Genomic DNA, 11342 nt, shown 5'->3' with positions numbered 1-11342 from the left:
GCGTTCTTCTCGCGATCAGGCGGAGGCCGGAGCCTGGGGGCTCGTCTTGTTGCGGATCAGCGCCTCGAATTCCGGACGGAAGTGCTTGATCATGGCGCGCACCGGCATCGCCGCCGCGTCGCCCAGGGCGCAGATGGTGCGCCCCTGGATGTTGTCCGCCACCGAGTTAAGCAGGTCCAGGTCGCCTTCGCGGCCCAGGCCGTGCTGGATGCGGTCGATCACGCGCCACATCCAGCCCGTGCCCTCGCGGCAGGGCGTGCACTGGCCGCAGGACTCGTGCGAATAGAAGTACGACAGGCGGAGCAGGCTCTCGACCATGCTGCGCGAGTCGTCCATGACGATCACGGCGCCCGAGCCCAGCATCGAGCCGGCCTTGGCGATGGAGTCGTAGTCCATCGTGCATTCCATGATGATGGACGCGGGCAGCACCGGTGCGGACGAACCGCCCGGGATCACGGCCTTCAGCTGGCGGCCCTTGCGCACGCCGCCGGCGAGTTCCAGCAGCTTGGCGAACGGCGTGCCCATGGGCACTTCGTAGTTGCCGGGCTTCTCCACGTCGCCGGACACCGAGAAGATCTTGGTGCCGCCGTTGTTCGGCTTGCCGCAGGCCAGGTAGGCCGCGCCGCCGTTGCGGATGATCCAGGGCACCGCCGCGAAGGTCTCGGTGTTGTTGATCGTGGTGGGCTTGCCGTACAGGCCGAAGCTGGCCGGGAACGGCGGCTTGAAGCGCGGCTGGCCCTTCTTGCCTTCCAGCGATTCGAGCAGCGCGGTTTCTTCGCCGCAGATGTAGGCACCGAAGCCGTGGGCGGCGTGCAGCTGGAAGCTGAAGCCGCTGCCCAGGATCCTGTCGCCCAGGTAGCCGGCCGCGCGCGCCTCTTCCAGCGCTTCCTCGAAGCGGTCGTAGGTCTGGAAGATCTCGCCGTGGATGTAGTTGTAGCCCACCGAGATGCCCATCGCGAAGGCCGCGATGATCATGCCCTCGATGACGATGTGCGGGTTGAACTGCAGGATGTCGCGGTCCTTGCAGGTGCCCGGCTCGCCCTCGTCGGAATTGCAGACGAGGTATTTCTGGCCCGGGAACGAGCGGGGCATGAAGCTCCACTTCAGGCCCGTCGGGAAGCCCGCGCCGCCGCGGCCGCGCAGGCCGGATTCCTTGACGGTGGCGATGACCTGGTCCTGCGTCATCGGCTCGCCGCCGTCGGTGCCGAGGATCTTGCGCAGGGCCTGGTAGCCGCCGCGCGCCTCGTAGTCCTTGATGCTCCAGTTCGTGCCGTCGAGGCCCGCGTAGATCTGCGGCTCGATGTGGCGGTCGTGGAAGCAGGTCTGGACGCCCGTGGCCTGGAACTGCGAGAGGATCTGTGCTGCGGTGGTCATGCCTGTCCCTCCGCCTGGCGCAGGCCGTCCACGAGCTGGTCGAGCTTTTCGTTGTCCATGAAGCTGCACATCGTGCGGTCGTTCACCAGCATCACGGGCGCATCGGCGCATGCGCCCAGGCATTCGCACTGCTGCAGCGTGAACAGGCCGTCGGGCGTGGTCTCGCCCATGGTGATGCCGAGCTTCTTCTCGAGGTGGTGCAGCGCCTTCTGCCCGTCGCGCAGCTGGCACGGCAGGTTGGTGCAGACGTTCAGCTTGTACTTGCCCAGCGGCTGCTGGTTGTACATGTTGTAGAAGGTCGTGACTTCGTGCACGGCGATCTGGGGCATGCCCAGGACCTCGGCGATCACAGCCTCGCTCTCGGCGCTGACCCAGCCCTGCTCCTGCTGCACGATGGCCAGGCAGGCCATCACGGCGGACTGCTTCTGCTCCGGCGGGTACTTGGCCACTTCGCGGGCGAAGCGCGCACGCGTCGCCTCGGTCACCGGCGAAGCGCCGGCGGCTTGGTTCGATACGGTACTCATCGGTCAATCTCTCCGAACACGATGTCCATCGTGCCAATGATGGCCACGGCATCGGCAATCATGTGCCCGCGCGCCATCTCGTCGAGGGTCGCGAGGTGGGCGAAGCCCGGCGCGCGGATCTTGAGCCGGTACGGCTTGTTGGCGCCGTCGCTCACCAGGTAGATGCCGAACTCGCCCTTCGGGTGCTCGACGGCGGCATAGGCCTCGCCCTCGGGCACGCGGAAACCTTCGGTGAAGAGCTTGAAATGGTGGATCAGCTCTTCCATGTTCGATTTCATCGACTCGCGCGACGGCGGCGCCACCTTGTGGTTGTCGGTGATGACGGGGCCGGGGTTGGCGCGCAGCCAGTCCACGCACTGCTTGATGATGCGGTTGGACTGGCGCATCTCCTGCACGCGCACGAGGTAGCGGTCGTAGCAGTCGCCGGTCTTGCCCACGGGAATGTCGAATTCCATGCGGTCGTAGGCGTCGTAGGGCTGCTTCTTGCGCAGGTCCCAGGCGATGCCCGAGCCGCGCAGCATCGGGCCCGTCATGCCGAGGTTCAGCGCACGCTCCTGCGTGACGATGCCGATGTCGACGGTGCGCTGCTTCCAGATGCGGTTGTCCGTCAGCAGGGTCTCGTACTCGTCCACGCACTTGGGGAAGCGCTGCGTGAAGTCGTCGATGAAGTCCAGCAGCGAGCCGCGGCGGTTCTGGTTCAGCACCTCGATCGCCTTGGCGTTGCGGATCTTGTTCGCCGTGTACTGGGGCATCGTGTCCGGCAGGTCGCGGTACACGCCGCCCGGACGGAAGTAGGCCGCGTGCATGCGCGCGCCCGACACCGCCTCGTACATGTCGAACAGGTCTTCCCGCTCGCGGAACGTGTAGATCAGGATGGTGGAGCTGCCGCAATCGTTTCCGTGCGAGCCGAGCCACATCAGGTGGTTCAGCAGGCGCGTGATCTCGGAGAACATCACGCGGATGTACTGCGCGCGCAGCGGCACGTCGATGCCCAGCAGCTTCTCGATGGCCAGGCAGTACGCGTGCTCGTTGCACATCATCGAGACGTAGTCCAGCCGGTCCATGTAGGGCAGCGACTGGATGAAGGTCTTGTGCTCGGCGAGCTTCTCGGTGGCGCGGTGCAGCAGGCCGATGTGGGGGTCGGCGCGCTGGACGACTTCGCCGTCGAGCTCGAGCACCAGCCGCAGCACGCCGTGCGCGGCCGGGTGCTGCGGACCAAAGTTCAGGGAGTAGTTCTTGATTTCAGCCATCGTGGATTGCCCGAGAGCGCGGAGCGCCTCAGTGCAGGCCTCCATACTTTTCTTCGCGGATGATGCGGGGCGTGATCTCGCGCGGCTCGATCGACACCGGCTCGTACACCACGCGGCGCGCCTCGGTGTCGTAGCGCATCTCGACGTGGCCCGACAGCGGGAAGTCCTTGCGGAACGGATGGCCGATGAAGCCGTAGTCGGTCAGGATGCGGCGCAGGTCGTCGTGGCCGTCGAACACGATGCCGTAGAGGTCGAAGGCCTCGCGCTCGTACCAGTTGGCGGAGTTCCAGATGCCGGACACCGACGCCACGACGGGGAAGTCGTCGTCGGGGCAGAACACCTTCACGCGCACGCGCTGGTTGAGGCTCACCGACAGCAGATGCGACACCACGGCATAGCGCGGGCCTTCCGTGCCCACGTCGCCGTAGGTGGAGTAATCGACGCCGCACAGGTCCATGAGCTGCTCGAACCGGCAGCCGGGCGCGTCGCGCAGCAGCTGCATCGCAGCCACGTAGTCGGCGGCCGAGACGGTCACCGTGAGTTCGTCGAGCGCGAGCACGATGTCGCGCGCCTTGTCGCCGAGCGCAGCGGCGACCGCATCCCGCAGAGCCTCGGGTCGGATGGCAATGGCTGTCATGCTGGAACCCTTCAGACGCGGGCGATGGTTTGGGTGCGGCGGATCTTCTGCTGGAGCTGGATGATCCCGTAGATGAGCGCTTCCGCGGTCGGCGGGCAGCCCGGCACGTACACGTCCACCGGCACGATGCGGTCGCAGCCGCGCACCACCGAGTAGCTGTAGTGGTAGTAGCCGCCGCCGTTGGCGCAGGAGCCCATGGAGATCACCCAGCGCGGCTCCGACATCTGGTCGTACACCTTGCGCAGGGCCGGGGCCATCTTGTTGCAGAGCGTGCCGGCCACGATCATCAGATCGGACTGCCGGGGGCTCGCACGGAACACCTCGGCGCCGAAGCGGCCGATGTCGTAGCGCGCCGCGGCGGCATGCATCATCTCGACGGCGCAGCAGGCCAGACCGAAGGTCATGGGCCACAGCGATCCGGTCTTGGCCCAGTTCACCACGGAGTCATAGCTCGTGGTGATGAAGCCTTCCTTCATCACGCCTTCAATCATCGTGTCGTTCCTTGTGAAGCCCGGTCATTCCCAATCCAGGGCACCCTTTTTCCACTCGTAGGCGAAGCCCACGACCAGGATGGCCAGGAAGACGATGACCGCGACGAAACCCGTCATTCCCACCTCGTGCAGCGCGACCGCCCACGGGAAGAGGAATGCGATTTCCAGATCGAAAAGAATGAAGAGGATGGCGACGAGGTAGTAGCGCACGTCGAACTTCATGCGCGCGTCTTCGAACGCCTCGAAGCCACACTCGTAGGGAGAGTTCTTGGCCGCATCGGGCCGGTTGGGGCCCAGCACGTAGCCGAGGACCAGGGGCACCACCCCCACTCCGATGCCGACCAGGATGAACAGAAGAACGGGGAGGTATTGATCGAGGTTCATCTGGAGGGGTACCCACCGCTGGGGCCGCACCCCCCATTCCCGCGAAAGAGGAATGGCCGGGCGGGCTTGCTTGTGTGTTGGTGCCGTCGGCGAGACTCGAACTCGCACAGCTTTCGCCACTACCCCCTCAAGATAGCGTGTCTACCAATTTCACCACGACGGCTGATGTCTGCATCTGGATGGCATGAGGAACCCGAAGGGTTGTTTGGCTTTCCAGACAATCCGGAATTCTACTCCGGAAAAACCCGACTCCTTATGAATCGGTAACTTTTCCGACAATTATTTTGTCGGGATCTGCGCTGCGCCAGAAGCCGGTGCTGCGGGCACCGGAGCGGGCACGGCAGCGGCCGGATTCGACGCGGGCGCCAGGGGCTGCACGGCCGCAGGAGCGGCGGCCGGCGACTCCAGCACGCTGCCCACGCCTGCGGGGCGCACATTGCCGAAGTATGCCAGAGCGAGCGTCGCGACGAAGAACACGCCGGCCAGCACGGCCGTCGAGCGCGACAGGAAGTTCGCGCTGCCGCTGGCACCGAACAGGCTGCCGGAGCTGCCGCTGCCGAAGGCCGCCCCCATGTCGGCACCCTTGCCGTGCTGGATGAGCACGAGGCCGATCATCGCCAGCGCGGCCAGCATCTGCACGGCCAGGATCACATTCACGAGCACATTCATTTCTTCTCTACTCCGGTTGGTTCGCGCGGCGCCGCTCAGGCGGCCGCTGCGATGATCTGCAAAAAGTCCTGGGCCTTGAGCGACGCACCGCCCACGAGGCCGCCGTCGATGTCGGGCTGGGCCAGCAGGGCGGCCGCGTTCGCGGCGTTCATGCTGCCGCCGTAGAGCAGGCGGATGCGGTCCGCATGCTCGCTGGCCGCGGCCAGCTGGGCGCGCAGCACCGCGTGCACCTGCTGCGCCTGCTCGGGCGTGGCGGTGCGGCCCGTGCCGATGGCCCAGACGGGCTCGTAGGCCACCACGGTCTCGCTGATGCAATGGCCGTTCAGGTGGATGACCGCGGCCAGCTGGCGCTTGACCACGGCCTCGGTCTGACCGGCCTCGCGCTCGGCCAGCGTCTCGCCCACGCACACCACCGGCGTGATGCCGGCAGCGAGCGCGCGCTGGGCCTTCTCGGCCACCTGCTCGTCGGTCTCGCCGTGGTACTGGCGGCGCTCGGAATGGCCGACCAGCACGTAGCGCACGCCGAATTCCTGCAGCATCGCCGCGGAGACCTCGCCCGTGTAGGCACCCGCTTCGTGCCGCGACACGTCCTGCGCCGCCAGCGCGATGGCCGAGCCCTCGGCCAGGCCCTGCACCTGCGCGAGGTAGGCCGCCGGCACCGCCACGGCCACGTCCACGTTCTGGTGGGCGCCCGCCTCCAGGCCGCCGCGCAGCGCCTGCAGCAGCGCGGCATTGGCGCCCAGGGCGCCGTTCATCTTCCAGTTGCCCGCGATGAGTTTCTTCTTTGTCATGCTGTCCACGTCAAAACGATCTTGCCGGCATGCTGGCTCGACTCCATGAGTTCGTGGGCGCGGGACGCCTCGGCCGCCGGGAAGGTGCTGTGCACCACGGGCCGCACGGTGCCTGCCGACAGCAGCGGCCACACCCGCTCGCGCAGGGCCGCCGCGATGGCGCCCTTGAACGCGACCGGACGGGGACGCAGCGTCGAGCCCGTCACGGTGAGGCGGCGGCGCAGCACCAGCCCCGCGTTGAAGGACGACTGCACGCCGCCCTGCACCGCGATGATCACGAGCCGGCCGTCCTCGGCGAGGCACTCGACCTCGCGCGCCACGTAGTCGCCCGCCACCATGTCGAGCACCACGTCCACGCCGCGGCCCTCGGTGATGCGCCGGACCTCGGCCACGAAGTCCTGGGTCTTGTAGTTGATGGCGTGGTGGGCGCCGAGCTCCAGGCAGGTGCGGCACTTCTCGTCCGAGCCCGCCGTCACGATCACCGTGGCGCCGAAGGCGCGGCCGAGCTGGATGGCCGTCACGCCGATGCCGCTGCTGCCGCCCTGCACCAGCAGGGTTTCGCCGGATGCGAGGCGGCCGCGGTCGAACACGTTGCTCCAGACAGTGAAGAAGGTCTCGGGGAGCGAGGCGGCCTCCACGTCGCTCCAGCCTTCCGGCGCGGGCAGGCACTGCGCGACGGGTGCCACGCACCATTCGGCATAGCCGCCGCCGGCCAGGAGCGCGCACACGCGGTCGCCGACCTTCAGGCCGGCCGCGGCCATGGCCGACGCATCGCCTTGCGCGATGGTGCCCGCCACTTCGAGCCCGGGCAGGTCGGACGCGCCGGGCGGGGGCGCGTACTGCCCCTTGCGCTGCAGCACGTCGGGCCGGTTGATGCCGCTGGCCGCGATGCGGATCAGCAGCTCGCCGGCGCCGGCCTGCGGCACGGGCCGCTCGGCGAGGCGCAGCACTTCCGGGCCGCCGGGGCCCGTGATTTCCACGGCACGCATGGTGGTCGCCATACTGGATTCCCAGGAATGTCAGGTTTCAGAGGGGCCGGCCGGCGCAGGGCCGGGCCGGCCGGTCGCCGCCGCGGTGCGGCGGCGCGGGCGCTCAGGCATCCAGCTGGCCGGGCTGCTCGCCCGTGCCGGTGGACTGCTGCTGTTGCTGCTGCTGGTCGGCGCCGGCGGGTTCGCGGCGCTCACGGCGTTCGCCGCGCTCCGGACGGTCGCCACGGTCACCGCGATCACCCCGCTCGGCGGGTGCCGGACGGCCGCTGTCGCCCATGGGGCGGTCCAGCAGTGCGCGCATGGACAGCTTCACGCGGCCCTTCTCGTCGGTCTCGAGCACCTTGACCTTCACGACCTGGCCTTCGGTCAGGTAGTCGGTGACCTTTTCCACGCGCTCATGGGCGATCTGGCTGATGTGCAGCAGGCCGTCCTTGCCGGGCAGCAGGTTGATCAGCGCGCCGAAGTCGAGGATCTTGACCACGGGGCCTTCGTAGATCTTGCCGATCTCGACCTCGGCCGTGATCTGCTCGATGCGCTTCTTGGCGACGTCGGCCTTCTCGGCATCGGTCGCGGCGATGGTGATCGTGCCATCTTCCTCGATGTTGATCTGGCAACCGGTCTCTTCCGTCAGCGCGCGGATCACGGCGCCGCCCTTGCCGATCACGTCGCGGATCTTCTCGGGGTTGATCTTCATCGTGTAGAGCTTGGGCGCGAAGCTGGAGACCTCGGTCTTGGCCTCGCCCATCGCTTCCTGCATCTTGCCGAGGATGTGCAGGCGGGCTTCCTTGGCCTGGGCCAGGGCGACCTGCATGATTTCCTTGGTGATGCCCTGGATCTTGATGTCCATCTGCAGGGCGGTGATGCCGGCCGTGGTGCCGGCCACCTTGAAGTCCATGTCGCCGAGGTGGTCCTCGTCGCCCAGGATGTCGGTCAGCACCGCGAAGCGGTTGTCTTCCTTGATCAGGCCCATGGCGATGCCGGCCACGTGGGCCTTCATCGGCACGCCGGCGTCCATCATCGACAGGCAGCCGCCGCACACCGATGCCATCGAGGACGAGCCGTTGGACTCGGTGATCTCGGACACCACGCGGATCGTGTAGGGGAATTCTTCCTTGTTCGGCAGCACGGCGACCAGCGCGCGCTTGGCCAGGCGGCCGTGGCCGATCTCGCGGCGCTTCGTGGAGCCCATGCGGCCCACTTCACCCGTGGCGAAGGGAGGCATGTTGTAGTGGAACATGAAGCGGTCTTCGAACTCGCCGGCCAGCGCGTCGATGCGCTGCGCGTCGCGCTCGGTGCCCAGCGTGGAGACCACCAGCGCCTGCGTCTCGCCGCGCGTGAACAGCGCGGAGCCGTGCGTGCGGGGCAGCACGGAGCTGCGGATCTCGATGGGGCGCACGGTGCGCGTATCGCGGCCGTCGATGCGGGGCTCGCCGGCCAGGATCTGGCTGCGGACGATCTTCGACTCGATGGCGAACAGCAGGTCGCCCACCTTGCCGGCGTCGAACGGCTCGCCGCTGGCCTTGAGCGCTTCCATCACGCTGGCGTTGGCTTCGCGCAGGGCCTGCGTGCGGGCCTGCTTGCTGCGGATCTGGTAGACGGCGCGCAGCTTCTCTTCGGCCAGGCCCTTGACCTTGGCGACGAAGGCTTCGTCTTCGGCGGGCGCCTGCCAGTCCCACACGGGCTTGCCGGCGTCGCGCACCAGCTCATGGATGGCGTTGATGGCGATGTTGGCCTGCTCGTGGCCGAACACCACGCCGCCCAGCATGATTTCCTCGCTGAGCTGCTGGGCTTCGGACTCGACCATCAGCACGGCGGCTTCGGTGCCGGCGACGACCAGGTCCATCTGCGAATTCTTGCGGGCGGTCTGGCCCGGGTTCAGCACGTATTCGCCGTTGATGTAGCCCACGCGCGCGGCACCGATCGGGCCGGCGAACGGGATGCCGGAGATCGCCAGCGCAGCGCTCACGCCGATCATGGCGGCGATGTCGGCATCGACTTCCGGGTTGAGCGACACGGTGTGGATGACCACGTGCACTTCGTTCAGGAAGCCTTCGGGGAACAGCGGGCGGATCGGGCGGTCGATCAGGCGGCTGGTCAGCGTTTCGTGCTCGCTGGGCTTGGCTTCGCGCTTGAAGAAGCTGCCGGGGATCTTGCCGGCGGCATAGGTCTTCTCGATGTAGTCCACCGTCAGGGGGAAGAAGTCCTGGCCGGGCTTGGCCGACTTGGAGGCCGCCACGGTGGCGAGGATGACGGTGCCGTCGATCTCGACCAGCACGGCGCCGTTGGCCTGGCGGGCGATTTCGCCGGTTTCCATGACGACGGTCTTGTCGCCCCACTGGAAGGACTTGGTGACTTTGTTGAAGATGGTCATGCGTGTTTCCTATGCTTCGGTGTGGATGCCGGCCAACGAGGCCGGCGGGGGCCGGAGGGCAATTCAGAACACGATGCCATTCCAGTGGACCTGAAGCCCCGGGTGGTCAGCCCCAGGGCCATTGGAATGACACAGCTTCGCTCTGCTATTGCGGCTCCGAAGTAGAAAACGCCTGAGTCAGCGTGCTAACCCAGGCGTTCCTGCATGCGAATGCGCTTACTTGCGCAGGCCGAGCTTGGCGATCAGGGCCGTGTAGCGGTCGGCGTCCTTGGCCTTGAGGTAGTCCAGCAGCTTGCGGCGGCGGCTCACCATGCGCAGCAGGCCGCGGCGGCCGTGGTGGTCCTTGGCGTGCTGCTTGAAGTGGGGGGTCAGCTCGTTGATGCGGGCCGTGAGCAGGGCCACCTGGACTTCCGGGCTGCCGGTGTCGTTGGCGGCGCGGGCGTTGTCCTTGATGACTTCGGCCTTGATGGAGGATGCGATCATTGTTTTTCCTTGAGTGTCGGGGCCGTGCGGCGTGCGCGTGGCGCAGCTGCGAAGCCCCAGGTTTTGACTTGCGCCGCCGGCTGGAACGGCCTGCGGCGTGCGTCTTGCACCATGCAAAACCCTGGGATTATACCGCGCCGCCCTTTTCGAGCCATGTGCGCAGCCGATCCACCCCTTCGGCCAGCCGGCCGGGGTCGCGCGAGGCGAAGCACCAGCGCAGCCAGCCCTCCCCTTCCGGCCCGAAGGCATTGCCGGGCGCCAGGCCCAGGCCGGCCTCCGCCACGAGGCGCTTGGCGGTGGCCATCGCGTCGCCGTGGCCGTCGATGCGGAAGAAGGCGTACATCCCGCCGCTGGCCGCATGCGCATGCACGCCGGGCACCGCCTGCAGCAGGGGCAAGAGGGTGTCGCGGCACCGCCGCATGTGGCCGGTGACGCGCGGCACGATCTCCCCGGCGTGCTCGAGCGCCGCCACGCCGCCGCGCTGCGTGAACACGCTCGTGCACGAGGTGTTGAACTCGATGAGCTTGCCCATGGGGTGGGTGAGCGCGGGCGGCATGACGAGCCAGCCCAGCCGCCAGCCCGTCATCAGGAAGCTCTTGGAGAAGCTGTGCACCACCACCAGCCGGTCGTCCGGCGCGGCGATGTCGAGGAAGCTCGGCGCGCACCCGTGGGGCGTGGGCTCGTAGTAGAGGCGCTCGTACACCTCGTCGGCGAGGATCCAGGTGCCGGTGGCCCGGCAGTGGCCGAGGATCTCGCGCTGCTCGGCGGCCGACAGCGTCCAGCCCGTGGGATTGTTCGGCGCGTTCACCACCAGGAGCCGCGTGGCCGGCGTCACGGCGCTCTTCAGGGCCTGCATGTCGAGTTCCCAGGCGCCGTCCGCGCGCGGTCGCAGCGGCACGCTGCGCAGGCGGGCGCCCATGACCTGCGGCTGCGCCACCAGGTTGGGCCATACCGGCGTCACGGCGACCACCTCGTCGCCCGCATCGACCAGGGCCTGGGCGGCCAGCATCAGGCCGTTGACGCCGCCGGAGGTGACGGCGATGCGCCCGGCATCGATCGCGGGGCCGTGCAGGCCGGCCATGTAGGCGGCGATGCGCTCGCGCAGCACGGGCAGGCCGAGGTTGTGCGCATAGAAGGTCTCGCCCGCGCGCAGCGAGGCGACGGCGGCCTCGGTCACCACCTCCGGCGTGGTCTCGTCGCTCTCGCCGAACCAGAAGGGGAGCACGTCCCCCCGGCCCATGCCGGCGTTGGCGACTTCGCGGATCTTGGATTCTTCGAGGGTGGCAAGGGTATGGCGCATGGCGTGTGGCAACGGGCGGGGACGGCGTGAAAGGCATGGAGCCCTCCGCAGAGGGCGCCATGGGAGTACATTGTCGAGC

The 11342-nt window shown here is 67.8% G+C and carries 12 protein-coding genes and 1 tRNA gene; all 13 read right to left on the bottom strand.

Annotated features, from left to right (window positions below; translation table 11 throughout):
* Window positions 1–15 precede the first annotated feature (15 nt).
* Window positions 16–1374, bottom strand: coding sequence for an NADH-quinone oxidoreductase subunit NuoF (nuoF, locus tag Q9R47_RS13980; RefSeq protein WP_311233806.1), 1359 nt, complete (start codon window positions 1372–1374; stop codon window positions 16–18).
* The gene (gene nuoE / locus Q9R47_RS13975) at window positions 1371–1898 is read right to left on the bottom strand and encodes an NADH-quinone oxidoreductase subunit NuoE (RefSeq protein ID WP_311233805.1); all 528 of its coding nucleotides are present in this window, start codon (window positions 1896–1898) and stop codon (window positions 1371–1373) included. Before nuoE ends, nuoF begins: the two co-directional genes overlap by 4 nt.
* Complete coding sequence (locus tag Q9R47_RS13970) at window positions 1895–3148, bottom strand: NADH-quinone oxidoreductase subunit D (protein WP_311233804.1); 1254 nt, start codon at window positions 3146–3148, stop codon at window positions 1895–1897. The genes nuoE and Q9R47_RS13970 overlap by 4 nt, the downstream gene beginning before the upstream one ends.
* 28 nt (window positions 3149–3176) lie before the next feature.
* Entirely contained in the window at window positions 3177–3785 is a 609-nt protein-coding gene (locus tag Q9R47_RS13965; protein ID WP_311233803.1) for an NADH-quinone oxidoreductase subunit C, read from the bottom strand.
* Between the two features lie 11 nt (window positions 3786–3796).
* Window positions 3797–4276, bottom strand: coding sequence for an NADH-quinone oxidoreductase subunit B family protein (locus Q9R47_RS13960; RefSeq protein WP_311233802.1), 480 nt, complete (start codon window positions 4274–4276; stop codon window positions 3797–3799).
* A gap of 24 nt (window positions 4277–4300) precedes the next feature.
* Window positions 4301–4660: an NADH-quinone oxidoreductase subunit A gene (locus tag Q9R47_RS13955; protein WP_011794406.1), complete on the bottom strand. Its 360-nt coding sequence runs from the start codon at window positions 4658–4660 to the stop codon at window positions 4301–4303.
* 78 nt (window positions 4661–4738) lie between these two features.
* Window positions 4739–4823 (bottom strand) — tRNA-Leu (locus Q9R47_RS13950).
* A gap of 116 nt (window positions 4824–4939) precedes the next feature.
* Window positions 4940–5329, bottom strand: a complete 390-nt coding sequence (secG, locus tag Q9R47_RS13945; RefSeq protein ID WP_295986935.1) for a preprotein translocase subunit SecG — start codon at window positions 5327–5329, stop codon at window positions 4940–4942.
* A gap of 35 nt (window positions 5330–5364) precedes the next feature.
* A complete protein-coding gene (gene tpiA / locus Q9R47_RS13940) occupies window positions 5365–6120 on the bottom strand; it encodes a triose-phosphate isomerase (protein ID WP_311233801.1) in 756 nt (251 codons plus the stop codon).
* Complete coding sequence (locus Q9R47_RS13935; protein ID WP_311233800.1) at window positions 6117–7121, bottom strand: NAD(P)H-quinone oxidoreductase; 1005 nt, start codon at window positions 7119–7121, stop codon at window positions 6117–6119. The genes tpiA and Q9R47_RS13935 overlap by 4 nt, the downstream gene beginning before the upstream one ends.
* A gap of 91 nt (window positions 7122–7212) precedes the next feature.
* Window positions 7213–9480 carry a polyribonucleotide nucleotidyltransferase gene (pnp, locus tag Q9R47_RS13930; protein ID WP_311233799.1) on the bottom strand — a complete coding sequence of 756 codons (2268 nt, stop codon included), beginning with the start codon at window positions 9478–9480 and terminating at the stop codon, window positions 7213–7215.
* Between the two features lie 216 nt (window positions 9481–9696).
* Window positions 9697–9963: a 30S ribosomal protein S15 gene (rpsO, locus tag Q9R47_RS13925; RefSeq protein WP_019703748.1), complete on the bottom strand. Its 267-nt coding sequence runs from the start codon at window positions 9961–9963 to the stop codon at window positions 9697–9699.
* A gap of 127 nt (window positions 9964–10090) precedes the next feature.
* Window positions 10091–11314 (bottom strand): pyridoxal phosphate-dependent aminotransferase, encoded by a 1224-nt coding sequence (locus tag Q9R47_RS13920; RefSeq protein WP_404977150.1) that lies wholly within the window; start codon window positions 11312–11314, stop codon window positions 10091–10093.
* Window positions 11315–11342 lie beyond the last annotated feature (28 nt).

The organism is Acidovorax sp. PRC11 (genome assembly GCF_031844105.1).
Taxonomy (GTDB): Bacteria; Pseudomonadota; Gammaproteobacteria; order Burkholderiales; family Burkholderiaceae_C; genus Paracidovorax.
Note: the sequence above shows the minus strand (reverse complement) of the source record. Positions and strands in the feature narration are given on the sequence as shown.